This is a genomic window from Roseinatronobacter ekhonensis (assembly GCF_900499075.1).
In the GTDB taxonomy this organism is placed as follows: Bacteria; Pseudomonadota; Alphaproteobacteria; order Rhodobacterales; family Rhodobacteraceae; genus Roseinatronobacter; species Roseinatronobacter ekhonensis.
The window spans coordinates 57,564-81,106 of record NZ_UIHC01000011.1; the positions used below are offsets into that span (position 1 = coordinate 57,564).

The window sequence follows — 23,543 nt, forward strand, 5'->3', positions numbered from 1 at the left end:
CGGCCCGCGGGCACAACGGGCGGACATGTTTGCAAACAGTCTATCAGGACGGTTCTTGTGGTTGGTTGTCATCTTCGTGATGGTGGCCGAGGTGCTGATTTTCGGCCCCTCGGTCGCGCGCTACCGTGCCGACTACCTGGAAGCGCGGCTGGAGCGGTCACAGATCGCTTCGCTGGCGCTTCTCGCCTCTGACGGCTCTATCGCGGGCGAGCTGGCCGCAGAACTGCTGGACAATGCCGGAGTGTTCAACGTGGTGCTGCGCCGCGACGAGGTGCGCGAACTGGTTCTGGCCTCGCCCCTGCCCGGCCCGGTGGATGCGAGCTACGACTTACGGGATGCCAACCTGCTGGGCCTGACACGCGATGCGTTGCAGGAAATGGCGCGGTCCGAACCACGCATCATCCGCATTATCGGCAACCCCGTGCAGCGCGGTGGATTGTTGATCGAGATCACGCTCGACACGGCGCAATTGCAACGCGAATTGTGGGAATACAGCGCGCGCATTCTGGCTTTGTCGCTGGCAATTTCGGTGTTCACGGCGCTGTTGCTTTACCTATCGGTGCGCATCTTTGTCGTTGCCCCGATGAGCAGGGTCATCCGGTCGATGTCGGACTATGCCGAGGCCCCGCAGGACGCGACTCGTATCATCACACCGCAATCCAACATCGCAGAATTGCGGCAAGCAGAGGATGCCCTGCAAAAGCTGCAGAATGACCTGACCGGGCTGCTGCGCCAGAAAGAACGGCTGGCCCAGCTTGGCGGGTCGGTTGCGCGGATCAGCCATGATTTGCGCAACATGCTGACCACCGCGTCCATGCTCGCCGACCGGATAGAGATGAGCGAAGATCCAAGCGTGAAACGCGCCGCACCCAAGCTGGTAGGGTCGCTGTCGCGGGCGATCAACCTGTGCGAATCGACCTTGGCCTTTGGCAAGGCGGAGGAACCACCGCCCCGTCTGGAACGCCTGCGTCTTGCCCCGCTGGTCGAAGACGTGATCGAAAGCGAGAAACTCGCCACCGACACGACCGCCACCATCACCTTTGTCACTGATGTCAGCCCGACGCTGCACCTGCGCGCCGACAGCGAACAACTTTTCCGTGTGCTGGGCAACCTTGTGCGCAATGCGCGCCAAGCGCTGGAAGCCACGCGTAAGCCCGGCGTGATAGAGTTGACCGCAACCGAGACCGTGGACGAGGGTCAATCCGGCGTCGCGATCCGCATCGGAGATAGCGGGCCGGGCCTGCCACCCAAGGCGCGCGACCACCTGTTCGAGGCCTTTCAGGGCGGTGTGCGCAAGGGCGGCGTCGGTCTGGGGCTGGCGATCGCGGCAGAGCTGGTGCGCGGCCATGGCGGGCGGCTGGAGCTTGTCCGCTCTGACGGCGATGGCACCGAATTCCGTATCTGGCTGCCGGAAAACACGTGACAGGTTTTTGACGAAAACCCGCAAAAACACCGCCGCCCCCCCCTTGCAAACCCTTTGGCGGGGCGATAATCACGCCCCAACGCACCCGTAGCTCAGCTGGATAGAGCACCTGACTACGAATCAGGGGGTCAGAGGTTCGAATCCTTTCGGGTGCGCCATTTTCCTTTTTATGCGACACGCTCGCCACGCACCCAAACTGCTTGCAGCAGTGGTGTTGGGCCCTTCGTTCGGACGCGCAACAGGTCGGCATGCAAACCGATGTTCAGCGCGCCCCGGTCTTGCATGTCTGCCGCGCGGGCCGGTGCTGCCGAGACTGTCGCCAATCCGGCAGCCAAATTGCCCCAAATCTGTCCCAAAAGGATGGCCGACTGCAACAGCGCGGCAGGCACATAGTCCGAAGAGACAATATCCAGCAGGCCCGCCTGCGCCAGATCACCCGCCGCGACATTTCCCGAATGCGACCCGCCGCGCACAAGGTTCGGCGCGCCCATCATCACGGCGATCCCGTGTGCATGACAGGCGCGTGCTGCATCCAGCGTGGTGGGGAACTCTGCCAGCCGCACCCCATGCTCGGCAGACGTATCGACATGCGCCTTGGTCGTATCGTCATGGCTGGCTAGCACCGCGCCATAGCGCCGCGCCGCCTGCACCACGGCGTGTTCATGCCCCACGCGCACTCGCTCACCCAGCGCTTTCTGCCGGGCGACATGGTCTTCGAACTCTGCATCCGTCATGCCGTGTTTGCCGCGCATATAGACCCGCAGTTGCGCAAGGTCGGAAAACTGGCGCTGCCCAGGAGTGTGGTCCATCAGGCTGACAATGCCCACGCGGTCCTCTGCGCCGAATTCATCCAGCTCTTCAATCAGAGTCTCAGAGCAGACCTCCGCCCGCAGATGCAGGAAATGGCTGATCTTCAGCGCCCCGGCAGCGCGCATTTGCAACAACTCATGCGCCAGATCGCGCGCATATCGTCCGCGTCCGCGCCGGTCTTGCCCGGTCAGCGACCCAAGCCGCAGGGCATCGAACACGGTGGTGATGCCGCAGCTTGCCAATTCGCGGTCATGGGCCACGACGGCGGCGGCATGCGGCCAATCCACGCCGGGACGCGGGGCAAGATGGCGTTCCAGATTGTCGGTGTGCAACTCGATCAGGCCGGGGCACAGGATATCCCTCGCGAAATCGACCGCGCCGGGCACGGCAGACGCACCCGGATCAATCGCGGCAATCCGCCCGTCCCGTATCAGCACCGATCCGTGCATCACCTCGTCGGGCAGGACCACTTGGGCATTGGACAAGACAAGTTCTGTCATTTGCGACCTTCTGTCAGTAGGATACAGATTGGCGTCATGCGACTGTCACGCAGTCATGGCACGACAACGGCAGTTCATGGATAGGACCACCGCCATGCCCGACGCTTACACCCGATACGCGGTTTTCTACGCGCCACCCGTGGGCAGCGAATTCGCCATAGCAGGCGCGCGGTGGCTGGGTTGGGACGTGGCCGATGGCCGCGCACTGCCCCATCCGGATCTGGGTCTGGATCTGGCAACGGTTACGCAAACACCCCGCAAATACGGGCTGCACGGCACGCTCAAACCGCCGATGCGGCTGGCCACACCGCCCGAAACCTTTCTCGACGCGGTCGAGACCTTCGCCCAGTCGCGCCCAGCCGTCGATCTGGGGCAATTGCGTCTGCGCATGCTGGGGGCTTTTCTGGCCATTGTTCCCAACCCGCAGCCCGCGGCGCTTGGCGATCTGGCAGCAGAAGTCGTGCGCTCTCTGGACCCGTTTCGCGCGCCCCTGTCGCAAGCAGACATGGACCGGCGCCGTGCAGCGGGGCTGAGCGCGCGCCAAGATGCGCTGCTGGTGCAATGGGGCTATCCCTATGTGATGGAAGAGTTCCGCTTCCACGTCACGCTCAGCGGCCAGCTGGACCCGGCGTCGATGCGCGACGTGTTTCGCGCCGCCGACGCATGGTTCGGGCCGGTGCTGGCAGAGCATCACAGCCTGTCGGAACTGGCGGTATTCGGCGAAGATGCGGATGGGCGTTTCCATCTGCTCAGGCGCTTTGCGCTGACAGGTTGAGCGCGCGCAACATCTGTTCCAGCGCCGCATCGACCGTGCCGTCATTCCGGATCAGAACTGCGCCGTCGGGCAGATCGGTCCCGACCCGCTTCAGCCTTGCGGCAATCTCGCGCGCGGATTCGCGTCCGCGCGCGCGCAACCGTGCAGCCAGCACCTCTGGCGCGGCGGTGATCATCAAGATCTGCGCCTCCGGGTAGCGCGCGCGGATTGCGGGCAGCGCACGGCGTGACCCGTTGAACACCACCATCCGCCCCGCCAAAAGTTCCGTGTCGATGCTGGCCGGAATTGCATAGCGCAACCCGTGCGCGGCCCAGTGCACCGCGTATTGCCCCAAGGCAAGGCGTGCGTCGAACAGCGCCTCGCTGACCGCGTCGTGATCCTCTCCAACTGCGCCCGCCGCACGGGTGATGACGCGGCGCGCGACCACAACATCGGGGCAGGCGTCTGCCAGCGCGGCGATCAGCGTGTCTTTGCCGACGCCGGACGGACCGACCACGACAACAAGCTGGCCCGCGCTCATGCCGCCCGCTCCTTGGGCGCGAAGCCCTGCACATCCACCTCGCGGTCACATACTGCCGCGCGCGCATCGGCATCATGGAAGATGCCCAGTATCGCGGCGCCACGGCGCTTGGCGTCGGTGATCAAATCCAGGACAATGGCGCGGTTTGCAGCATCCAGACTCGCTGTCGGCTCATCCAGCAACATTGCGGGCCAGGGATGGATAAATCCGCGTGCGATATTCACCCGCTGCTGCTCGCCGCCGGAAAAGGTCGTGGGCGACAACCCCCACAACCGTTGCGGAATGTTAAGCTTGGCCAGCATCGCTCCGGCCTGAAGGCGCGCCTCGGCCTCCTCCATCCCTTGCACCAGCAACGGCTCGGCCACAACATCCAGCGCGGGCACACGCGGAATAACCCGCAGGAACTGGCTGACATACCCAAGCCGGTCGCGGCGCAGCGCCAGAACGTCGCGCGGGGCGGCATTGCGCAATTCGACCCCATCCACACGGATTGACCCGGCATCACAACGGTAATTGCCCCAGATCATCCGCATCAGGGTCGACTTTCCAACTCCAGAGGCTCCGGTCAGCGCCACGCATTCGCCCGGCCCGACCCGCAGGCTGGCACCTTCCATGACCGGCAGCACCGTGCCGCCCTGATTGTGCAGCACGAACTGTTTGCCCGCATCCCTGACCTCTATCATGCCTCTTTGTCCTTCATCTTGCCCCAAATACTCACGACACGCGGCTGGCCACGGCCAATTTGGTCACACATGCAGCACCGAACTGACCAGAAGCTGCGTATACCCGTGTTGCGGGTCGTCCAGCACCTGGTCCGTCAGGCCCTCTTCCACCACATGGCCGTCCTTCATCACCATCAGCCGGTCCGCAAGCAGGCGCACCACGGACAGATCATGCGTCACGATCACCACAGACAGGCCCAGTCGCCGCACCAATCCGCGCAACAGGTCCAGCAGGCGCGCCTGTACGCTGACATCCAGCCCCCCCGTGGGTTCGTCCATGAACACCAACCGTGGCCCCGTCACCAGATTGCGCGCGATCTGAACACGCTGCTGCATGCCGCCGCTGAACGTACTGGGGCGGTCATCCATCCGGGCGGTATCGATTTCCACGCGGGTCAGCCAATCGGCGGCCTGCGCGCGAATGTCGCCGTAGTGGCGCGCGCCCACGGCCATCAGCCGCTCGCCGACATTGCCGCCTGCACTGACGCCCATGCGCAGCCCGTCGCGCGGGTTCTGGTGGACAAAGGCCCAGTCTGTGCGCGCCAGCCAGCGGCGTTCCGGCTCTGACATCGTCAGCGTGTCGCGCGGGCCATGCGCCCGAGTGTCAAGGATGACGCGGCCTGTATCGGGCGCAAGATGTCCGGCAAGGCAGTTCAGAAGCGTCGACTTGCCCGATCCGCTCTCGCCGACAATACCCATCACCTCGCCGGGCCATAAGGTGAAATCCACATCGGCGCAGCCAATATGCGCACCGTAGCGTTTGCTCAGGCCCTCGACCTGCAACAAGGGGGTCATGCGTTTGCCTCCATCTGCGCGGCGCGCGTCGCGCAGTAATCGGTGTCCGAGCAGACGAACATGCGCCCGCCGCTGTCGTCGGTGATCACTTCATCCAGATAGCTGTCCTGCGCGCCGCATATCGCGCAATCATGGCCTGCGGCTTTTGACGGGGTGAAGGGATAATCCTCGAAGTCGAGGCTTTCGACCCGCGTGAAAGGCGGCAGCGCGTAGATGCGGCATTCCCGTCCCGCGCCGAAAAGCTGCAAGGCCGGCGACATGTTCAGCTTCGGATTGTCGAATTTCGGAATGGGCGACGGGTCCATCACATATCGCCCCTCGACCTTGACGGGGTAGGCATAGGCGCGCGCGATTTCGCCATGGCGGGCAATGTCCTCGTATAGGCGTACCTGCATCAACCCGTAATCTTCCAGCGCGTGCATGGTGCGGGTCTCGGTCTCGCGCGGTTCCAGAAAGCGCAGGGGTTCGGGGATCGGCACCTGAAAGACAAGGATCTGCCCCGCCACCAGCGGAGCTTCGGGTATGCGGTGGCGCGTCTGGATCACACTGGCATCTGCCGTCGACTCGGTCGTGGCCACACCCGCGACCTTTTCGAAAAAGCTACGGATGGACACGGCGTTGGTGGTGTCATCCGCCCCTTGGTCGATCACTTTCAAACTGTCCTCGGGCACAAGGCACGCGGCTGTCACCTGCACGCCGCCGGTGCCCCAGCCATAGGGCATCGGCATTTCACGGCTGGAAAACGGCACCTGGTAGCCGGGGATCGCGACAGCCTTCAGCAGGGCGCGCCGGATCATGCGTTTGGTCGCCTCGTCCAGATAGGCGAAATTATACTCGGTCATGGGCTTACCTGTCGGCAAATTGGTGCAACCGCGCGCTCTTGTGGCGCGGGGTGGGCGGGTGGGCGCGCCGCAAGAGCGCGCATGCAAGTCATTCCGCGGCCTCTGGCAAAGCATCCGCGCCCGCCGCGCGCCGCAGCTTGCGCACCAGTTCCAGCTCGGCCTGAAAATCGACGTAATGCGGCAGCTTGATATGCTCCAGAAATCCGCTCGACTGGATGTTGTCGCAATGTGACAGCACGAATTCTGCGTCCTGCGCAGGCGCGCCCGACATATCCTCGCCCAGTTCTTGCGCACGCAAGGCGCGGTCCACAAGCGCCATGGAAATCGCCTTGCGTTCGGACTGGCCGAACACCAGCCCATAGCCGCGCGTAAACTGGGCTGGCGCGGTTTTCGACCCCTGAAACTGGTTGACGCTTTCACATTCGGTCAGGACGATCTCGGCAAACTCTATGTCAAAGCCCAGTTCCGGCAGGTGCGCCGAGACACGCACCGCACCGATGCGCAATTCTCCGACAAACGCATGGTTGCGCCCGTATCCGCGCTGGGTTGAATAGGCGAGCGACAGCAGGAACCCCTCGTCACCGCGCGCAAGTGCCTGCAAGCGCAGCGCACGTTCTGCCGGAAACTCCAACGGGTCGCGGGTCAGGTCGGGCACCGCGCCCGCGCCGTCGGGCTCTGCCTGCATCAAGCCCTCGCCCCCCAAGTGGCTCAGGATATGCGGCGCAGACTCCAGTCCCGTTTCGGCCATTGGCGCGGGCGGCACGTCGCGGCCCTCGGCCAGCCCGAAATCCAGCAGGCGGTGGGTGTAGTCGAAGGTCGGTCCCAGAACCTGTCCGCCCGGAGCGTCCTTATAGGTCGCAGAGATTCGGCGTTTGATCTGCATGTCTGCGGTCGCAACCGGCAGGCTCCCGCCAAAACGCGGCAAGGTCGTGCGAAAGGCGCGGATCAGGAACACGGCTTCAATCGTGTCGCCGCGCGCTTGTTTCAGCGCCAGCGCGGCAAGCTCCGGGTCGTAAAGCGAACCTTCGGCCATCACCCGGTCCACCGCCAGCGAAAGCTGCTCGCGGATCTGGTCGGTGCCCAGTTCGGGCACATCGCGATCACCGCGCCGCGCCTCGTCCAACCACGCATGAGCATTGGCGATGGCGCGAGCGCCGCCCTTGACAGCTACATACATCAGCCATCCCCCAGCTTGGTGGTGCGTGGCAGCGCCGCCAGCTGCGCGCCGTGTGTGAACAGGAAATCCAGACCCAGCGGGAAGCGGCTGGCATTCGCGCGCAAGGCGTCCGTGTCCGGTAGCGACAAATACGCCGCGTCCTCGATACCCGGACCGGTCAGACGGGTGCCATTTGCCTGCAAATCCGCCATCTCGACAATCAGCGTGGCAGAGCGGTCGGGATAGTCGGGAACACCCTGCGGGTAGGCGGCCAGCGGGCCAAGCGCGTGCCATGTGCCCAGCGCGAACACGGCCTCTGACCGGCCGACCAGCGGCGCGCCCAAATGGAACGCGACCCAATCGCGCATTCCCTTGCAGTCATGCGCCCCTGCCAAGTGCAGCGGCGTGGTTGCATCAGCCAGCGTCAGCAACGCCACGCAAGCCGCCTGAGAACAGGGGACGGGCGCGGCAGGACCATCCAGCGTGACAAGACGGCCCGGATGCGCCATGGTATCCAGAACCGCACGAAAAGCGTGTGCGGCATCAACCGCGGGGCTGGCAAAACCCGGTGTCAGACCGTCCATCATCCCTCTCCCCGCACCATGGTAAAGAAATCGACTTTTGTCGCTGCGGCACGGCGGGCACTGTCCTGTTGCGCCTGCGCCTCTGCCGCGCGCAGCGGGGCAAGCACACGCGCGCTCAGTTCGACCTGTGCCGGTGTTTGTAACAGCGCGTCCAGAAGCGCCGCACGTTCGGCTTTGCGAGCATCCAACCCCTGCACCAAAGCGTGCCCGACCGCGCCGCAGCTCAAACGGACTGACGCACGCGTTACCGTCACTTCGCCAAGGTTGAACGCGGCCCCCACCGCACCAGCCCGCCCCTGCACCATCATACTGCCCTGTTCGGGGCGGCGCAGCCAGTCGAAGGGCGGCGCATCGTCTGGCCAAAGCGCATCCAGCCGGGCGGCGGGCGCACGAGCGATCAGGCCCATCCAGTCGCGCCGCGTGTCTGAATCTGTCATTGTCAGTGCTTTCCGAAATTAGTAGACAACTAGACAATTACGCGATTTACAGATTGCACTCAAAAGGTTTTTTGTGAAAGTTTCGCGACATGGAAAAGCCGAAACCCCTTTGGCAGGCCATCTGTGACACGTTGCGGGCAGAGATCGCACGCGGCCACTGGCGCACGGGCAGCCGCCTGCCGACAGAGGCGGAGCTGGCCCAACGCTTCGATGTGAACCGCCACACCGTGCGCCGGGCCATGGCCGCGCTGGCAGAGGCCGGTCTGGTACAGTCACGGCGCGGCGCGGGTGTGTTCGTCCGCGCCCCCGCCCGCCTGCCCTATCACATCGGCAAACGAACCCGGTTTCACCAGAACCTGCTGACCTCTGGCCGCGCACCCTCGCGCCGTATATTGCATGCGGCCATTGCCCGCGCCACAGAGGCAGAGGCAGAGGCACTGGCCCTGCCCCCGGCCGCGCCCGTCCACACGGTCGAGGGCGTCAGCCTCGCCGACGTGCAGCCGATCTCGCTGTTCCGTTCGGTGTTTTGCGCCACACGCTTCCCCCAGCTTGGCGCAGCACTGGCGGCTGGCCAATCGGTTACAGCGGCGTTGAAGGCGCTTGGTGTCCGCGACTATACCCGCAAATCAACCCGCATTTCGGGGCACATCGCCGATGTTTTGCAGGCCCGCCATCTGGATATCGCGCCGGGCGATATGCTACTTTTGTCAGAAGCGATAAACGTCGACACTGACGGGCATCCACTGGAATTCGGGCAAACGCATTTCGTGGCCGCGCGGGTTGATCTGGTGCTGGATGGTGCAGATTTCGGCCCCGTTGTCGCATAACTGCAATATGCTTGGCCTAAGCCCCGGCCAAAGCTGAAGGACGACCTCATGACCACCCTGCCCGACCTGCGCCTGACGGGTGCGCTTTGCCTTGTTGGCAGCACGCTGGAAGACGCCGACATTGCCCTGTCCCAAGGACGGATCGTGCAGCCGGCGCACACAATGCCCGCGTTGGACCTGACCGGCTACTGGCTGTTGCCCGGCATCGTGGACCTGCATGGCGACGGGTTCGAGCGGCATATTCGCCCCCGCCCCTCTGCGCCCTTCGACAAGCGCGCCGCGCTGCAAGCCGCCGATACCGAACTGGCGTCGCAGGGCGTGACAACCGCATGGTTCGCGCAAAGCTGGTCATGGGAAGGCGGCGCGCGATCGCCGGATGAAGCTGTGGCCCTTCTGGAAGCCCGCCGCCAGATCGCACACCGTCTGGGCACCGATATCCGCATTCAGCTTCGGTTCGAAACCCATATGCCGCGCGACCATACTGCCCTGCTGGCCGTAGTGCGCGACTATCATCTGGACTACATCGTTTTTAACAACCACCTGCCCGAAGCGTTGGAGATGGCCAAACACAAGCCCGACCGCTTCGCGATCTGGGCTGGCATGAACGGACATAGCCCCGACGCGCTGTTGGCCATTGTGCAAGAAGCGCATCAAGCCGATGCCGAAATCCCGGCCTTTCTGACCGCGCTGGCGGCAGATTTGGTGGCTGCTGGCGTGACGCTCGGCTCGCATGACGACCCCGACACGGACACACGCGCGTTTTTTCGCAAGATCGGGGCACGGGTCTGCGAATTTCCAACCAGTGTGGCCGCTGCGCAATCCGCGCGCAATGCGGGCGAACCGGTGCTGATGGGCGCACCCAACGTGGTGCGGGGCGGGTCGCAATCGGGCAATATCGCCGCGATGGACCTTGTCGAAGACGGGCTCTGCGATGCGCTGATCTCGGACTATTACATCCCGGCGCTGGCGCAGGCGGCTTGGGCCATTGCCGATGCCCGCGCCCTAAGCTTCGCCCATGCGTGGGAGATGATCTCGACCGCACCCGCCCGCATCATGGGGCTGGAAGATCGCGGGCAGTTGCGCCCCGACCAGCGCGCCGACCTTGTGGTGATGAACCCCAACACCCGCCGGATAGAGGCGACGATTGCAGGGGGCCGCATTCTGCATGCGACAGGCGAGGTGGCGCGGCGGTTGCTGGCACCCGCCTATCCCAGCACACTGGCCGCACAATAACGCCATGCGCTATGCCCAGACCATTGCGCAGGAGATGCGCCATATCCGACCCGCTGACCTGCTGGAACTGGACCATCTGGCGCGCGCGCAGGCCTGGGTCGCATCTGGCGCACCGCTGTGCCGCGAGCGCCCGCCCGCAACGCCGCCGATGCATCTGGTCGGGTATTTTCCGGTCGTCGACCACGGGCATATCCTGCTGGGTGCGCATATTACGTCGGGGTTGTGGCTGCCGCCCGGCGGGCATGTCGACGTGGGCGAACACCCGCGCGACACCGTGCGCCGCGAATGTCTGGAAGAACTGCGTATGCCGGCCCGCTTCCTTCAAGATGCGCCGCTGTTTCTGACCATCGCGGAAACCATCGGCGCGCAGCCGCATGAGGACGTGTCGCTCTGGTATGGCTTGCAGGGCGACCACACGCGCTTGCCCGAATTCGACCCACGCGAATACCGTGACATGCGGTGGTTCCGATTCGCGGACGCCCCTTATGACGAAAGCGATCCCAATCTGGAACGCTTCCTGCACAAGCTGCATGAGCTGCGGCTTGCGGCGTAATTGCCGCCGGAGCATGTCGCGCAAAAAGACATGCGACCACAGAAGGTGAGAGCGTCTCGCGTAAATGCGCATGAACACGACCCGCTCTAGTGCAACGTCACCTCTTCGTATTTCGCCAGAAACGCCTCTACCTCAAGCGTGCGGAAATCGCTCAGCGCCATTTGCAGGCGGTCATGGTCCCAATCCCACCATGCCAGTTCGATCAAGCGCCGTGCCACCTGCTTGGGAAAGCGGCGACGCATTTTCTCGGCGGGCACACCGACAACCACAGTGTAGGGTGCCACGTCGCGGGTGACCACCGCGCCCGCGCCCACAACCGCGCCATGGCCAATCGTGACCTCGGGGCGGATAATCGCGCCGTGACCGATCCAGACGTCATGACCTATGGTCACAAGCCGCGCGGCACGGGCGGCGAAAAACGCGTCATCGGGGGCCTCATCCGGCCAATACATGTCAGAGCGATACATGAAGTGGTGCAGACTGGCGCGGTCCATCGGGTGATCGGTCGGGCCAATGCGGACATTTGCGGCGATATTGACGAATTTGCCGATGCGGGCATTGGCGATGTCGCACCCGCGCGCGCAATAGCTGTAGTCGCCCAAGCTGACATTCTTCAGCACCGACAAGCGCCCGATCTCGGTATAGGCGCCCAAATCGCTATCGCAGATCGTGCAGTCTGGGTGGATCAATGCGCCCTCGGGCGACAGGGATCTGGTCATCAGAAATCGCGCTCCTCTCCGGTCCAGCGCAGGAAACGGCCGGTATCGGCCAACCCATCTTGCGCCGCGATATCCAGTATGCCCGCGGCCACGACCGCCGGGTCTTCCTCGGCATCGGGTCCGCCCATATCGGTGCGCACCCAACCGGGATCGACGACAACAACGCCGATACCGCGCGGGCGCAGATCGGTGGCGAGCCCCTGCATGACCTTGTTCACCGCGGCCTTGGATGCGCGATAGGCAATCCGGTCGGATTTCGCATAGCCCATCCACGCCATCTGGCTGGAAATGGTGACGATCCGCCCGCCGTCGCCCATCGCGGGCAACACCGCCTGCGCCATCGCCAAAGGTGCCAGCGTATTGACCGCCAGTGTTTCGGCAAAGCCCGCGAAATCCATGTCCAGCGTCGCTTGGCGCGCGGGTCCGATCACACCGGCATTGTTGACCAGCACATCCACGCCGCGCAGCCCGGCGCAAATCTGCGCCAAAGCGTCCAGATCGCGCATGTCGGCAACCAGTTCTGCCGTGTCAGACGGGGCCGCCCCGGCCCGCCGCACGATGGCCGTCACCTGCCAGCCGCGCGCCAGTGCCTGAAGCGCCATCTCGCGCCCTATGCCGCGCCCGGCGCCCGTAATAACGATGTGCATGTCATGACTTCATCTTGCTAAAAATACTCCCGCCGGAGGCATCCGCCGGGAGCAACTTTTGACCGGCTGGCTAGTGCCCGCGTTCGCCGATGAACCGCTTACGGATCAGGCCCGATCCCCAGTCGATGATCGCGATCACGACCAGCACGTTCAGCACCACGAACGCCACCTGGTCGAACAGGCCCGCGCGGAACCGCTCAATGATGATCATCCCGATCCCACCCGCGCCGACAAGCCCCAGAATGGTGGCGGACCGGGTCGAGGATTCGAAGGAATAGAGCGACAGCGAGATGAACACCGGCAGGATTTGCGGCAGATAGCCATAGCGGATGATCCGTCCAGTATCGGCCCCGGTCGCACGCACGCCTTCGACCTGTTTGCGGTCGATATTCTCGATCGCCTCGGAATAGAGCTTGGCAAGATTGCCCATATCCGAAATCCAGATTGCCAGAACCCCGGCCAATGGCCCGAGCCCTACGGCCCGCACGAAGACCAGACCCCAGACGACTTGGTCAATGCCGCGGAACACATCCAGCATACGGCGCACGGCATGGCGGATGGGACCGACCGGCATGGTGTTGCGCGCGGCAAAGAACGCGATGCCCAGCGCAAAGATCGTGCCCAGCAGCGTGCCAACAAAGGCCATCGCGATGGTTTGCGCGATGCCTTTGTAGATGTTGGCGTATTGCCATGTCGCCATGTCCTGCCAGACGACCATGCGGGTCAGCAGTTGCACCGCGCGGTCGGCATTGTTCAGCAGTTTGTCGATCTCGAAAAAGCCAAGCGACCAGATGACATAGACCACCACGAACGCCCAGCTTGCGGCTTTCAGCGTTGTGACCAGCGGGTCGCCAAAGGCCTTTGGATTGCGCTTGCGGGCCGCGTCTATGTCGGCCTGCGATATGGCTGCAAAACTCAGCGTGCTCATTTCAGGGCCTCCTTGCCGATCAGGGCATGACGTGCGCGTTCCGACAAAAGGTCGATGGCGGTCACAAGCAGCACCACCAGCAACAGAACAGCCGTGACACGGTCATCCGAGAAGAAGCTGATGACATGGCTCAGTTCCGCGCCGATGCCGCCCGCGCCGACAAAGCCGACCACGGCAGAGGCGCGGACATTGATCTCGAACCGCCACAACGCGTAAGAGGTGAAGTTCGGCATAACCTGCGGCAGGATGCCGTAGCGCATCTGTTCGAACCACGACCCACCCACGGCTTTCATGCCATCGACAGGGCGCATGGATGCGTTTTCGACCACTTCGGAAAACAGCTTGCCCAAGGCCCCCGCGGCGTGAATGGTAATGGCCAAAACGCCGGCCAGCGGCCCGATCCCAACCCAGAACACCAGCACCAGCGCAAACAGGATTTCTGGCACCCCGCGGCAGAATTCCAGAAACCGGCGCGCAAAGGTGCCGACCACCGGGTGCGGCGTGGTATTGCGCGCGGCCAGAAAGCTGAGGATGACGGCCAGCCCCGTGCCCAGCAAGGTCGCGGTCAACGCCATCAGGATCGTTTCCCAGATAAGCGTGATGTATTTCCAGAAATCGTTATACCAGAACCCGATGGACCCCGGCGGGAAGCGCCCTTCGGCATTGCGCCCGTCCAGCAGCACATCCATGCTGAAAGACGGCATGACCGTGCCGAAATATTCGAAAATGCGCGGCACACCTTGGGCCAGCCGCTCGGGTGTGAAATTAGCGATCCAGATCGACCATGCCAGAAAAGCGAAAAACAGCACCGCCAGCAGGATATTCGCGGTCATCCGGTCGCGGATCAGTTGCGCGCGGTGGCGCTCGAACAGCGCGACGGGGTCTTGCCCGCCGGGGTTTTGCGACAGATCAGCCATATCAGTTCACCACACGCGGGGTGGCCGCTTCGGGCTTGTCCGACGGGCGCAACGTTGTCGATGTCATCGCTTCGGAAAACGCTTCTTCAGCTTCGGCGCCGTAAATCTCGCGCGCAGCCTTGTCCGTCAGTTGTTTCGCGGTGCCGTCGAACACGATCACACCGTCCTGCATCCCGATAATCCGGTCACAATACTGGCGCGCGGTGTCCAGCGTGTGCAGGTTGCACACGACCGTCAGCCCGTCTTCCTGGTTGATGGCGCGCAAGGCGTCCATCACCACTTTGGCGTTCAACGGGTCAAGGCTGGCGATGGGTTCATCGGCCAGCATGATGCGCGGTTCCTGCACCAGCGCGCGCGCGATGGCAACGCGCTGCATCTGCCCACCCGATAGCGTATCGGTCTGTTGCAGCGCGACATGGGCCATGCCCAGACGGTCCAGCGCCCGAATGGCGAATGCACGTTCCTTTGCGGAAAACATGCCCGCCATGGAACTGATGAACCCATGATGAAACAGACGGCCCGACATGACATTGGTCAACACGTCCAGACGGCCCACAAGGTTGAATTGCTGGAACACCATCGCGCATTCGTTGCGCCATTGACGCAGCTCGCGGCCCTTCAGCGCGGTGATGTCACGCCCGTGGAACAGCATCTGCCCGCCCGATGGTTCGTTCAGCCGGTTAATCATCCGCAGCAGTGTGGATTTACCCGCACCGGACCGTCCGATAATGCCGACCATCTGGCCGTCGGGAATGGTCAGCGTGGCAGGCTTCACCGCGATAGTGTCACGGAATTGTTTGGTCAGGCCCTTGAATTCGAGCATGGGGTCTCTCCTGTCAGCGGCGGGGGGATGCCGCGAAAACGACGGCAGGCCCCCGCGCTTTGCAGGGGCCTGCGACTGAGTGGATCGGGTTAGCGTGACCCGGCCAATTCGGCTTCGCGCATGGCGACAATGCCCTCATAGAAGCTGTGATCAACTTCGGCGTAGCCGTTGCCCTCACCGCCGACGGTGTCGACGTAGCATTCGGGGTGGTTGTCCTTCATGCCCAGCATGAATTCCACGGCCAACTGGCGCGCTTCTTCCGGCAGGTCGTTGCGCATGACGGTCGGACCGTTGGGGATCAGGCTGGACTGCCAGACAATGTTCAGGTCGTTCATGTCCAGCAGGCCATTATCGACCATGCGGCGCAGGTTGCCACGGGTATAGCCTTCTGACGCTTCGCCCATCATAGAAGACCAAGTCACGCCTGCATCATACTGCCCTTGCAGCACAGCAATAACGGCTTGTTCGTGACCACCACCAAACCCGGTGGAGGAAAAATACTCTTCGTCATTGATGCCTGCGCGGGTCAGTTCGGCGCGCGGCACAAGGTAGCCCGAGGTCGAGTTCGGGTCGGCATAGGCCATGGACTTGCCTTGCAGGTCTTCCATTGTGGTCAGGCCGCTGTCGGCGCGCGTGTAGATGACCGCGTAGTAGCCAAGGCTGTCATCAACATTCTTGGTGGTCAGCACAGGCGATACGGCATCGGGGTTTTGCAGGTAAACACCTGCATAGCCTGATGCGCCCATACCAGCCTGATGCAGCTGACCAGCCAGCAAGCCCTGCATAACGCCCGCATAGTCAGAGGCCGGGAACAGCTCAACCGGAACGCCGAGCGCGTCGCCCAACAGGTTCGCAAAGCAGTCATAGCGGCGCAGGCGGTCGGCTTCATTCTCGCCGCCCAGCAGACCGATATTGTAGGTGCCGAAATCGGCGCGCCACTCGGCAGCAGCTGGGGCGACAGAGGTCAGAAGAATGGCGAGCGTGGCAGCGACGCCGGTGAGTGTCTTGGTCATGGTTTTCTTCCTTGTAGTGGATGAAGATCAGACCCCCGCAACTCTCCCCCCGCGCGGGCCATGAAAAAGGGCGGCCCGAACCGGCCGCCCTTTTCATTCGGATTAGCGCGAGCCGCGAAGCTCTTCTTCACGCATGGCGACAACGCCTTCAAAGAAGCTGTGATCAACAGCGACCCAACCCTGGCCTTCACCGAAGGACACGTCGTAGTAGCACTGCGGATCGGTCTCGAGTTGGTTACCCAAGTAGTCCTTTACGATGTCTTTGACTTCCTGCGGGATGTCCTGGCGCACAACGACCGGGCCATTCGGAATGTTCGGGCTTTCCCAGACGATGTTCAGGTCGGCCATATCCAGCAATTCGTTGTCGATCATGCGGCGCAGGTTGCCACGGCTGTAGCCCTCGGACTGCTCGCCGATGCCCGAAGCCCAGGTCACGCCGGCGTCGTACTGGCCCTGAAGCACGGCGATGACAGCCTGCTCGTGACCACCACCGAACCCGGTGCGGCTGAAGTATTCTTCGTCGTTGAGCCCCATGCGCTTCAGCTCGAAACGCGGAACCAGATAGCCCGAGGTCGAGTTCGGGTCGGCATAGGCCAGCGACTTGCCTTCCAGTTCCTCGATAGAGGTCAGACCGCTATCGGCGCGGGTATACATGACCGCGATGTAACCGGTGGAGCCATCAGCTTCGGCAGAGACGAAAATCGGCTCAACCGCATCGGGGTTTTGCAGGTAAATACCGGCATAGCCCGATGCGCCCAGTGCGGCATATTCCAGCTGGCCCGCCAACAGACCCTGCATCACGCCTGCATAGTCGGGGGCGGGGAACATCTCGACCGGAACGCCCAGGCGTTCGGACAGGGCGGTTGCCAGGCATTCGTTGTTGCGCAGGCGGTCGGCTTCGTTTTCACCGCCCAGAAGGCCGATGCGGAAAACGGGCAGGTCGGCGCGCCAGTCGTCCTGTGCGACGACGGGAAGTGCGCTCAACGCGGTGGTGGCGGCAAGCAGCAGGGCAATAGGCTTGGTGTTCATGTGCGATCTCCCGATCATGGCAGCATTGTGGTCCGCACCGTGCGGATGGACGGGGTTTCGCAGTGTGCTGTGACAAAACCGCAAATGATTTGTGAAAGTTTCGCAAAAGCCGGTGCGCAGATACGGCGGAAACATGGGCGCCGCATCTTCGCTGACATTTAGGCGTTACACGCGGGACGATTTGAATGGGGTAAGCGCGCGTGACGATTCGGGCCGCACATGGCGGCTTTTGATGACGTCATGTCGCGAAAGCGCGCGCGACCGAAACGTCCGCAGACCATATGTCGCGATACGACCGCTTGATAGTCTATTCCTATCAAAAGACGGTATAAAGATATTGATTTCAAAACGAAGAAATCGCCAAATGTTGGTGCATAAAACAAGGCAGAGCCATGAGACCCGCCACGCCCTCCTCAGACGACATCACTGCCATCATTGCCGCACATAGCGGGCTTGAAGGTCCGCTTTTGCCGATGCTGCATGCGTTGCAAGACGCGTTCGGGTTTGTGCCACAGACCGCGCATGCCCCGATCTGCGACGCGCTGAACATCAGCAAGGCAGAATTGCACGGCGTCATCAGCTTCTACCATGATTTCCGCGATGCGCCTGCCGGGCGGCATGTGGTCAAGATCTGCCGGGCAGAGGCGTGTCAGGCGATGGGTGGCGCGGCTCTGGCGGAAAGCGTTCTGGCCAAGCTGGGACTGGACTGGCACGGCACCACGCGCAACGGCGCGATCACAATCGAACCCGTCTATTGTCTGGGTCTGTGTGCCTGCGCGCCCGCCGCGATGGTGGATGACCGGGTCGTGGGGCGGGTTGATGCTGCCAAGCTGGACAAGTTTTTGGCGGAGGCGGGCGCATGAAGATTTACGTTCCCATGGATAGCGCCGCAAAGGCGCTTGGCGCGGAAGAGGTTGTGGCGGCTTTGCGCTCTGCGGCACCTGATGCGCAGATCATCCGCACCGGCACGCGCGGCATGATCTGGCTTGAGCCGCTGGTGGAAATTGAGGTTGACGACGTGCGTCACGGCTTTGGCCCTGCCGAGCCCGAAGATGTGGCGGGCATTCTGGACGGCACCAGCCCCAAGGCGCTTGGCCCGGTCGCGGATCTGGACTGGATGAAGCGCCAGACCCGCCTGACATTCGCCCGCGTGGGCGTCATCGACCCTCTGTCGCTGGCGGATTATGAGGCACATGGCGGGCTTGCGGGCCTGCGCCGCGCGATTGCGATGACGGGCCAGCAGATCGTGGACGAGGTGAAAGCCTCCGGCCTGCGCGGACGCGGTGGCGCGGGCTTCCCCACGGGCATCAAATGGCAAACCGTGCATGATGCGGACGCGCCCCAGAAATACATCGTCTGCAACGCCGATGAGGGCGATAGCGGCACCTTCGCCGACCGCATGATCATGGAAGGCGATCCGTTCACCCTGATCGAAGGGATGGCGATTGCGGGCTTGGGCGTGGGCGCAACGCGCGGCTATGTCTACCTGCGCTCGGAATACCCCGACGCGATCCGCGTGATGCGCCAAGCGGTCGAGATTGCGCGCAACGCTGGCGTGCTGGGCGCCGATGTGCTGGGATCGGGGCGCGCGTTTGACATGGACATCCGCGTCGGCGCTGGGGCCTATGTCTGCGGCGAGGAAACCTCGCTTCTGAATTCGCTGGAGGGCAAGCGCGGCGTTGTGCGCGCAAAGCCCCCACTTCCCGCGCTGGAGGGCTTTCTGGGCCGCCCGACCGTGGTCAATAACGTGATCTCGCTGGCGACTGTGCCGGTGATCTTCGAGCGCGGCGCGCAGTTCTACGCCGATTTCGGGCTGGGCCGCTCGCGCGGCACGGTCACTTTGCAGATTGCGGGCAACGTCGCGCGCGGCGGGCTGTTTGAAACCGCCTTCGGCATTTCGCTGAACGAGGTCGTCAACGATCTTGGCGGCGGCACGGCCACGGGCCACCCGGTAAAAGCTGTGCAGGTCGGCGGGCCGCTGGGGTCTTATCTGCCCGTGTCGAAATTCGGCGCGCAACTGGGCTACGAGGAACTCGATTCCGAGGGCGGTCTGCTGGGCCATGCCGGGCTTGTGGTGTTCGACGATCGCGCCGACATGCTGGGCATGGCACGGTTCGCGATGGAATTCTGCGCGGTGGAATCTTGCGGCAAATGCACGCCCTGCCGGATAGGTGCTGTGCGCGGGGTGGAAACCATCGACCGGATCGCGGCAGGCGACCCGGACGCGGTGCCATTGCTGACAGATCTGTGCGCGACCATGAAAGACGGCTCGCTCTGCGCGCTGGGGGGCTTCACGCCCCTGCCGGTGATGTCCGCGCTGACCCATTTCCCCGACGACTTCGCCCGCGCGAAGGAGGCCGCTGAATGAAAGATTTCATCATTCCCCCGATGGACTGGAAAGACGAGCGCGACATGGGCACGCCCGCGAAGGTCGGCGCACCGGTCACGCTGTCGATTGACGGGTTCGACGTAACGGTGCCCGAAGGCACGAGCGTGATGCGCGCGGCGGCAGAGGCCGGCATTCAGGTGCCGAAGCTTTGCGCCACCGACAGTCTGGACGCGTTCGGATCTTGCCGCCTTTGCGTGGTCGAGATCGAGGGCCGTCGCGGCACGCCAGCCTCCTGCACCACGCCCGTTGCGCCGGGCATGGTCGTGCGCACGCAAAGTGACAGTGTGCGCAAAATCCGCAAAGGTGTGATGGAGCTGTATATCTCCGACCATCCGCTCGATTGCCTGACCTGCTCGGCCAATGGCGATTGCGAATTGCAGGATATGGCCGGGGCCGTGGGCCTGCGCGATGTGCGCTATACCGCGCCCGATGGCGGCGGCTTGGCCAACCACTTCGCGGCCCGCAACACATCCGGCGAGGCCAACCCCGAATGGCGCCCCAAAGACGACAGCAACCCCTATTTCAGCTATGATGCCAGCAAGTGTATTGTCTGCAATCGTTGCGTGCGCGCCTGCGAGGAAGTGCAGGGCACTTTCGCGCTGACCATCGAAGGGCGGGGCTTTGACAGCCGCGTGTCCTTTGGGGCCAAGACGGATGACGCGCTGGCATCCGATTGTGTGTCTTGCGGGGCCTGTGTGCAGGCCTGCCCGACCGCGACCCTGCAAGAGAAATCCGTGATCGAGATGGGCACACCGGACCGCGCGGTTGTGACCACCTGCGCCTATTGCGGGGTGGGCTGTTCGTTCAAGGCAGAGATGCAGGGCGACCAGCTAGTGCGCATGGTGCCCTATAAGCATGGCAAGGCGAACCGCGGCCATAGCTGCGTGAAGGGCCGCTTTGCCTATGGCTATGCCAGCCACAAGGACCGCATTCTGAACCCGATGATCCGCGACCGGATTTCGGACCCGTGGCGCGAAGTGTCTTGGGATGAGGCGCTGGGCTTTGCCGCCAAGAAGATGCGCGGCATTCAAGCGGAATATGGCCAGAAATCCATCGGGGTCATCACGTCGTCGCGCTGCACCAATGAAGAAACCTATCTGGTGCAAAAACTGGCCCGCGCGGTGTTTGGCAACAACAACACCGACACTTGCGCGCGGGTGTGCCATTCGCCCACCGGCTACGGGCTTGGCCAAACCTTCGGCACCTCTGCCGGCACGCAAGACTTCGACAGTGTAGAACACACCGATGTGGTGATCGTGATCGGGGCGAACCCGACCGATGGGCACCCGGTCTTTGCCAGCCGCCTGAAGAAACGGCTGCGGGCGGGTGCAAAGCTGATCGTGATCGACCCGCGCCGGATTGATCTGGTGAAATCGGCGCATGTGAAAGCCGCGCATCACCTGCCGCTGCGCCCCGGCACCAATGTGGCCGTGGTCACGGCGCTGGCGCATGTCATCGTGACCGAAGGGCTGATGGACGAGGCGTTCATCCGCGAGCGCTGCGACTGGGACGAGTTCCAGGACTACGCCGCCTTTGTGAGCGACCCGCGCCACAGCCCGGAAGCGAACGAGCTACTGACCGGCGTGCCAAGTGCCGAACTGCGCGAAGCCGCGCGCTTGTTCGCCACCGGCGGTAATGGCGCGATCTATTACGGGCTGGGCGTGACGGAACATTCCCAAGGTTCAACCACCGTCATGTCGATTGCGAACCTTGCCATGCTGACCGGCAATCTGGGCCGCCCCGGTGTGGGTGTGAACCCGCTGCGCGGTCAGAACAACGTGCAGGGCGCCTGCGACATGGGGTCATTCCCGCATGAATTGCCGGGCTACCGCCATGTCAAGAACGACGATGTGCGCGACCTGTTCAAATCGGTCTGGGGGGTCGAGATCGATTCCGAGCCGGGCCTGCGCATTCCAAACATGCTGGATGCGGCCGTGGATGGCACCTTCAAGGGGCTGTATTGTCAGGGCGAAGACATCCTGCAATCCGATCCGGACACCAAGCATGTGGCGGCCGGGCTGGCGGCTATGGAGTGTGTCATCGTCCATGACCTGTTCCTGAATGAAACCGCGAACTACGCGCATGTTTTCCTGCCGGGGTCTACCTTCCTTGAGAAGGACGGCACCTTCACCAATGCCGAGCGCCGCATCAACCGCGTGCGCGAGGTGATGAAGCCGCGCAATGGCTATGCGGATTGGGAGATTACCCAGAAGCTGGCAAATGCGATGGGGGCCAACTGGTCCTACATGCACCCCAGCCAGATCATGGATGAGATCGCGTTGACCACGCCCTCTTTCGCGGGGGTCAGTTATACGGTGCTGGAGGAAAAAGGCTCGGTGCAATGGCCCTGCAACGAAGCGCATCCGGATGGTACGCCGCTGATGCATGTCGATGGGTTCGTGCGCGGCAAGGGGCGGTTCATCGTGACCGAATATGTGGCCACCGATGAAAAGACGGGCCCGCGCTTTCCGCTGCTGCTGACCACGGGGCGGATCCTGTCGCAATACAATGTGGGCGCGCAGACGCGGCGCACCGAGAATGTCGTATGGCACGAGGCGGACTTGTTGGAAATCCACCCGCATGATGCCGAGAATCGTGGCATCAACGAGGGCGATTACATCAAGTTGGCCTCGCGTTCGGGCGAGACGAGCTTGCGCGCCAAGATCACCGACCGGGTCAGCCCCGGCGTGGTCTATACCACCTTCCACCACCCCGACACGCAGGCCAATGTCATCACCACGGATTATTCCGACTGGGCCACGAACTGCCCGGAATATAAGGTGACGGCGGTGCAGGTCAGCCCCTCGAACGGGCCAAGCGAGTGGCAGGAAGATTACGCCGCCCAAGCCGCGCAGGCGCGGCGCATCCTTCCGGCGGCGGAATGATGGGCACGCGCGCGCATAGCAGCCACCCCGGCCTGTCGGTGCAACCCGACCGGGCCGTGACGGTGCATCGCACATTGCCCGAAGAGGTCGCGGTGGCGATGGTGTTCGATGGGTCGAGCGCTGCGGTCATGATGGCCACGCCTGCCGATGTGCAGGATTTGGCAATCGGCTTTGCGCTGTCCGAAGGCATTGTCACCGCGCCCGATCAGTTGGACGGGTATGAGCTGGCAGAGCACCCGAACGGGCTGGAAGCCCGATTTTGGTTGCGCGAGGATCGGGCCGAAGCGCTGGCCGCGCGCCGCCGCTTCATGGCGGGGCCGGTCGGTTGCGGGCTATGCGGAATCGACAGTCTGGCCGCCGCCGCACGCGATTTGCCGAAAGTGGGCGATGGCCCGCGCTTTACCCGCGACGAGGTCGCGCGCGCCACCGACATGCTACGCGACCAGCAACCCCTGCACGACCAGACCCGCGCGACCCATGCGGCGGGGCTCCTGCTGCCCGGTCAAGGCATTACCCTTGTGCGCGAGGATGTTGGGCGTCACAACGCGCTCGACAAGCTGATCGGAGCGATGGCGCGGCAGGGGATGGACCCTGCGACCGGGGCCGTGGTCATGACCAGCCGCCTGTCGGTCGAACTGGTGCAGAAATGCGCCATAGCGGGCGTGACCACGCTGATCGCCGTCTCTGCCCCCACCGCCCATGCACTGCGCTTGGCGACAGATGCAGGCCTGACGCTTGCCGCCTTCGCGCGCGGCGACGGTTTCGATCTATACTCCAACCCTTACCGGATTGTTGACGAGGTATCCCATGTCGCCTGAGAAAATGGTCCGTATGGCCAACCAGATCGCCACGTTCTTCAAGACCCAACCGAAAGAAGACGCGCCGGCCCGCGTGGCCAGCCACATCACGGATTTCTGGGAACCCCGCATGCGCGCCCAACTGCGCGACTATGTCGAGCAAGGTGGCGACGGGCTGGATCCGATCGTTGTCCAAGCTGCGCGGCTGACCTGACTCGA

At 63.4% G+C, this 23,543-nt stretch carries 25 protein-coding genes and 1 tRNA gene; 11 read left to right on the forward strand and 15 right to left on the reverse strand.

The genetic code is table 11. The annotated features are described in order from the left end of the window. The first annotated feature begins 25 nt into the window (after window positions 1-25). Window positions 26-1,423 carry a sensor histidine kinase gene (locus ROE7235_RS07555; RefSeq protein ID WP_121094227.1) on the forward strand — a complete coding sequence of 466 codons (1,398 nt, stop codon included), beginning with the start codon at window positions 26-28 and terminating at the stop codon, window positions 1,421-1,423. A gap of 81 nt (window positions 1,424-1,504) precedes the next feature. After that, a tRNA-Arg gene (locus tag ROE7235_RS07560) sits at window positions 1,505-1,581 on the forward strand. Between the two features lie 9 nt (window positions 1,582-1,590). On the opposite strand, the gene ROE7235_RS07565 is transcribed toward ROE7235_RS07560, so the two are convergent. After that, window positions 1,591-2,733, reverse strand: a complete 1,143-nt coding sequence (locus ROE7235_RS07565) for an alpha-D-ribose 1-methylphosphonate 5-triphosphate diphosphatase (protein WP_121094228.1) — start codon at window positions 2,731-2,733, stop codon at window positions 1,591-1,593. A 94-nt stretch (window positions 2,734-2,827) separates the two neighbouring features. Between ROE7235_RS07565 and ROE7235_RS07570 the strand changes: the two genes are divergently transcribed. Further along, on the forward strand, window positions 2,828-3,508 hold the full coding sequence (locus ROE7235_RS07570) for a DUF1045 domain-containing protein (RefSeq protein ID WP_121094325.1): 681 nt from the start codon (window positions 2,828-2,830) through the stop codon (window positions 3,506-3,508). Here ROE7235_RS07570 and phnN read toward each other — a convergent pair. From phnN to phnG, 7 genes are all read right to left on the reverse strand, one after another. Beyond that, a complete protein-coding gene (gene phnN, locus ROE7235_RS07575; RefSeq protein WP_121094230.1) occupies window positions 3,483-4,028 on the reverse strand; it encodes a phosphonate metabolism protein/1,5-bisphosphokinase (PRPP-forming) PhnN in 546 nt (181 codons plus the stop codon). The two genes, ROE7235_RS07570 and phnN, sit on opposite strands and share 26 nt — an antisense overlap. Continuing rightward, window positions 4,025-4,711 (reverse strand): phosphonate C-P lyase system protein PhnL, encoded by a 687-nt coding sequence (phnL, locus tag ROE7235_RS07580; RefSeq protein WP_121094232.1) that lies wholly within the window; start codon window positions 4,709-4,711, stop codon window positions 4,025-4,027. The genes phnN and phnL overlap by 4 nt, the downstream gene beginning before the upstream one ends. A gap of 63 nt (window positions 4,712-4,774) precedes the next feature. After that, entirely contained in the window at window positions 4,775-5,545 is a 771-nt protein-coding gene (gene phnK, locus ROE7235_RS07585) for a phosphonate C-P lyase system protein PhnK (protein ID WP_121094234.1), read from the reverse strand. Further along, window positions 5,542-6,387 (reverse strand): alpha-D-ribose 1-methylphosphonate 5-phosphate C-P-lyase PhnJ, encoded by an 846-nt coding sequence (locus tag ROE7235_RS07590; RefSeq protein WP_121094236.1) that lies wholly within the window; start codon window positions 6,385-6,387, stop codon window positions 5,542-5,544. The genes phnK and ROE7235_RS07590 overlap by 4 nt, the downstream gene beginning before the upstream one ends. Window positions 6,388-6,475: 88 nt before the next feature. After that, window positions 6,476-7,564 (reverse strand): carbon-phosphorus lyase complex subunit, encoded by a 1,089-nt coding sequence (locus tag ROE7235_RS07595; protein ID WP_121094238.1) that lies wholly within the window; start codon window positions 7,562-7,564, stop codon window positions 6,476-6,478. Then, entirely contained in the window at window positions 7,564-8,130 is a 567-nt protein-coding gene (gene phnH / locus ROE7235_RS07600; protein WP_121094240.1) for a phosphonate C-P lyase system protein PhnH, read from the reverse strand. Before phnH ends, ROE7235_RS07595 begins: the two co-directional genes overlap by 1 nt. Beyond that, window positions 8,127-8,564 carry a phosphonate C-P lyase system protein PhnG gene (phnG, locus tag ROE7235_RS07605; RefSeq protein ID WP_121094242.1) on the reverse strand — a complete coding sequence of 146 codons (438 nt, stop codon included), beginning with the start codon at window positions 8,562-8,564 and terminating at the stop codon, window positions 8,127-8,129. The genes phnH and phnG overlap by 4 nt, the downstream gene beginning before the upstream one ends. 89 nt (window positions 8,565-8,653) lie before the next feature. On the opposite strand from phnG, the gene phnF reads away from it, so the two are divergent. The 3 genes from phnF to ROE7235_RS07620 are packed head-to-tail and all read left to right on the forward strand — an operon-like array spanning window position 8,654 to window position 11,177. Then, window positions 8,654-9,391 carry a phosphonate metabolism transcriptional regulator PhnF gene (gene phnF / locus ROE7235_RS07610; RefSeq protein ID WP_121094244.1) on the forward strand — a complete coding sequence of 246 codons (738 nt, stop codon included), beginning with the start codon at window positions 8,654-8,656 and terminating at the stop codon, window positions 9,389-9,391. Window positions 9,392-9,439: 48 nt separating this feature from the next. Beyond that, window positions 9,440-10,624, forward strand: a complete 1,185-nt coding sequence (locus ROE7235_RS07615) for an alpha-D-ribose 1-methylphosphonate 5-triphosphate diphosphatase (protein WP_121094246.1) — start codon at window positions 9,440-9,442, stop codon at window positions 10,622-10,624. Window positions 10,625-10,628: 4 nt separating this feature from the next. Further along, window positions 10,629-11,177, forward strand: a complete 549-nt coding sequence (locus ROE7235_RS07620; RefSeq protein ID WP_183073386.1) for an NUDIX domain-containing protein — start codon at window positions 10,629-10,631, stop codon at window positions 11,175-11,177. Window positions 11,178-11,263: 86 nt separating this feature from the next. Here the strand turns inward: ROE7235_RS07620 and ROE7235_RS07625 are convergent, their stop codons facing one another. From ROE7235_RS07625 to phnD (ROE7235_RS07655), 7 genes are all read right to left on the reverse strand, one after another. Further along, entirely contained in the window at window positions 11,264-11,896 is a 633-nt protein-coding gene (locus tag ROE7235_RS07625) for an LbetaH domain-containing protein (RefSeq protein ID WP_121094249.1), read from the reverse strand. Beyond that, a complete protein-coding gene (locus ROE7235_RS07630) occupies window positions 11,896-12,543 on the reverse strand; it encodes an SDR family NAD(P)-dependent oxidoreductase (protein WP_121094251.1) in 648 nt (215 codons plus the stop codon). Before ROE7235_RS07630 ends, ROE7235_RS07625 begins: the two co-directional genes overlap by 1 nt. 70 nt (window positions 12,544-12,613) lie before the next feature. Further along, complete coding sequence (phnE, locus tag ROE7235_RS07635; protein WP_121094253.1) at window positions 12,614-13,471, reverse strand: phosphonate ABC transporter, permease protein PhnE; 858 nt, start codon at window positions 13,469-13,471, stop codon at window positions 12,614-12,616. After that, window positions 13,468-14,388, reverse strand: coding sequence for a phosphonate ABC transporter, permease protein PhnE (gene phnE / locus ROE7235_RS07640; protein ID WP_121094255.1), 921 nt, complete (start codon window positions 14,386-14,388; stop codon window positions 13,468-13,470). Before phnE (ROE7235_RS07640) ends, phnE (ROE7235_RS07635) begins: the two co-directional genes overlap by 4 nt. Before the next feature lies 1 nt (window position 14,389). Continuing rightward, window positions 14,390-15,211, reverse strand: coding sequence for a phosphonate ABC transporter ATP-binding protein (phnC, locus tag ROE7235_RS07645; protein ID WP_121094257.1), 822 nt, complete (start codon window positions 15,209-15,211; stop codon window positions 14,390-14,392). Between the two features lie 89 nt (window positions 15,212-15,300). Continuing rightward, window positions 15,301-16,224: a phosphonate ABC transporter substrate-binding protein gene (gene phnD, locus ROE7235_RS07650; RefSeq protein WP_121094259.1), complete on the reverse strand. Its 924-nt coding sequence runs from the start codon at window positions 16,222-16,224 to the stop codon at window positions 15,301-15,303. Between the two features lie 102 nt (window positions 16,225-16,326). Continuing rightward, window positions 16,327-17,253, reverse strand: coding sequence for a phosphonate ABC transporter substrate-binding protein (gene phnD, locus ROE7235_RS07655; protein WP_121094327.1), 927 nt, complete (start codon window positions 17,251-17,253; stop codon window positions 16,327-16,329). Between the two features lie 392 nt (window positions 17,254-17,645). On the opposite strand from phnD (ROE7235_RS07655), the gene ROE7235_RS07660 reads away from it, so the two are divergent. The 5 genes from ROE7235_RS07660 to ROE7235_RS07680 are packed head-to-tail and all read left to right on the forward strand — an operon-like array spanning window position 17,646 to window position 23,538. Beyond that, window positions 17,646-18,116 carry a formate dehydrogenase subunit gamma gene (locus ROE7235_RS07660; protein WP_121094261.1) on the forward strand — a complete coding sequence of 157 codons (471 nt, stop codon included), beginning with the start codon at window positions 17,646-17,648 and terminating at the stop codon, window positions 18,114-18,116. Then, window positions 18,113-19,621 carry a formate dehydrogenase beta subunit gene (locus tag ROE7235_RS07665; protein WP_121094263.1) on the forward strand — a complete coding sequence of 503 codons (1,509 nt, stop codon included), beginning with the start codon at window positions 18,113-18,115 and terminating at the stop codon, window positions 19,619-19,621. Before ROE7235_RS07660 ends, ROE7235_RS07665 begins: the two co-directional genes overlap by 4 nt. Next, entirely contained in the window at window positions 19,618-22,527 is a 2,910-nt protein-coding gene (gene fdhF / locus ROE7235_RS07670) for a formate dehydrogenase subunit alpha (protein ID WP_121094265.1), read from the forward strand. Before ROE7235_RS07665 ends, fdhF begins: the two co-directional genes overlap by 4 nt. Further along, complete coding sequence (gene fdhD, locus ROE7235_RS07675; protein ID WP_121094268.1) at window positions 22,524-23,345, forward strand: formate dehydrogenase accessory sulfurtransferase FdhD; 822 nt, start codon at window positions 22,524-22,526, stop codon at window positions 23,343-23,345. The genes fdhF and fdhD overlap by 4 nt, the downstream gene beginning before the upstream one ends. Continuing rightward, window positions 23,335-23,538: a formate dehydrogenase subunit delta gene (locus ROE7235_RS07680; RefSeq protein WP_121094270.1), complete on the forward strand. Its 204-nt coding sequence runs from the start codon at window positions 23,335-23,337 to the stop codon at window positions 23,536-23,538. The genes fdhD and ROE7235_RS07680 overlap by 11 nt, the downstream gene beginning before the upstream one ends. Window positions 23,539-23,543 lie beyond the last annotated feature (5 nt).

Bases quoted from the DNA above. Each gene is read 5' to 3' on its own strand.
- phnD (WP_121094259.1), bottom strand. From the start codon at position 16,224: ATGACCAAGACACTCACCGGCGTCGCTGCCACGCTCGCCATTCTTCTG.
- ROE7235_RS07615 (WP_121094246.1), top strand. From the start codon at position 9,440: ATGACCACCCTGCCCGACCTGCGCCTGACGGGTGCGCTTTGCCTTGTT.
- ROE7235_RS07625 (WP_121094249.1), bottom strand. From the start codon at position 11,896: ATGACCAGATCCCTGTCGCCCGAGGGCGCATTGATCCACCCAGACTGC.
- phnF (WP_121094244.1), top strand. From the start codon at position 8,654: ATGGAAAAGCCGAAACCCCTTTGGCAGGCCATCTGTGACACGTTGCGG.
- ROE7235_RS07590 (WP_121094236.1), bottom strand. From the start codon at position 6,387: ATGACCGAGTATAATTTCGCCTATCTGGACGAGGCGACCAAACGCATG.
- ROE7235_RS07660 (WP_121094261.1), top strand. From the start codon at position 17,646: ATGAGACCCGCCACGCCCTCCTCAGACGACATCACTGCCATCATTGCC.
- ROE7235_RS07665 (WP_121094263.1), top strand. From the start codon at position 18,113: ATGAAGATTTACGTTCCCATGGATAGCGCCGCAAAGGCGCTTGGCGCG.
- ROE7235_RS07555 (WP_121094227.1), top strand. From the start codon at position 26: ATGTTTGCAAACAGTCTATCAGGACGGTTCTTGTGGTTGGTTGTCATC.
- phnH (WP_121094240.1), bottom strand. From the start codon at position 8,130: ATGATGGACGGTCTGACACCGGGTTTTGCCAGCCCCGCGGTTGATGCC.
- ROE7235_RS07620 (WP_183073386.1), top strand. From the start codon at position 10,629: ATGCGCTATGCCCAGACCATTGCGCAGGAGATGCGCCATATCCGACCC.
- phnD (WP_121094327.1), bottom strand. From the start codon at position 17,253: ATGAACACCAAGCCTATTGCCCTGCTGCTTGCCGCCACCACCGCGTTG.
- phnN (WP_121094230.1), bottom strand. From the start codon at position 4,028: ATGAGCGCGGGCCAGCTTGTTGTCGTGGTCGGTCCGTCCGGCGTCGGC.
- ROE7235_RS07680 (WP_121094270.1), top strand. From the start codon at position 23,335: ATGTCGCCTGAGAAAATGGTCCGTATGGCCAACCAGATCGCCACGTTC.
- ROE7235_RS07595 (WP_121094238.1), bottom strand. From the start codon at position 7,564: ATGTATGTAGCTGTCAAGGGCGGCGCTCGCGCCATCGCCAATGCTCAT.
- ROE7235_RS07570 (WP_121094325.1), top strand. From the start codon at position 2,828: ATGCCCGACGCTTACACCCGATACGCGGTTTTCTACGCGCCACCCGTG.
- phnE (WP_121094255.1), bottom strand. From the start codon at position 14,388: ATGGCTGATCTGTCGCAAAACCCCGGCGGGCAAGACCCCGTCGCGCTG.
- phnG (WP_121094242.1), bottom strand. From the start codon at position 8,564: ATGACAGATTCAGACACGCGGCGCGACTGGATGGGCCTGATCGCTCGT.
- phnL (WP_121094232.1), bottom strand. From the start codon at position 4,711: ATGATAGAGGTCAGGGATGCGGGCAAACAGTTCGTGCTGCACAATCAG.
- phnK (WP_121094234.1), bottom strand. From the start codon at position 5,545: ATGACCCCCTTGTTGCAGGTCGAGGGCCTGAGCAAACGCTACGGTGCG.
- fdhF (WP_121094265.1), top strand. From the start codon at position 19,618: ATGAAAGATTTCATCATTCCCCCGATGGACTGGAAAGACGAGCGCGAC.
- phnE (WP_121094253.1), bottom strand. From the start codon at position 13,471: ATGAGCACGCTGAGTTTTGCAGCCATATCGCAGGCCGACATAGACGCG.
- ROE7235_RS07630 (WP_121094251.1), bottom strand. From the start codon at position 12,543: ATGCACATCGTTATTACGGGCGCCGGGCGCGGCATAGGGCGCGAGATG.
- fdhD (WP_121094268.1), top strand. From the start codon at position 22,524: ATGATGGGCACGCGCGCGCATAGCAGCCACCCCGGCCTGTCGGTGCAA.
- phnC (WP_121094257.1), bottom strand. From the start codon at position 15,211: ATGCTCGAATTCAAGGGCCTGACCAAACAATTCCGTGACACTATCGCG.
- ROE7235_RS07565 (WP_121094228.1), bottom strand. From the start codon at position 2,733: ATGACAGAACTTGTCTTGTCCAATGCCCAAGTGGTCCTGCCCGACGAG.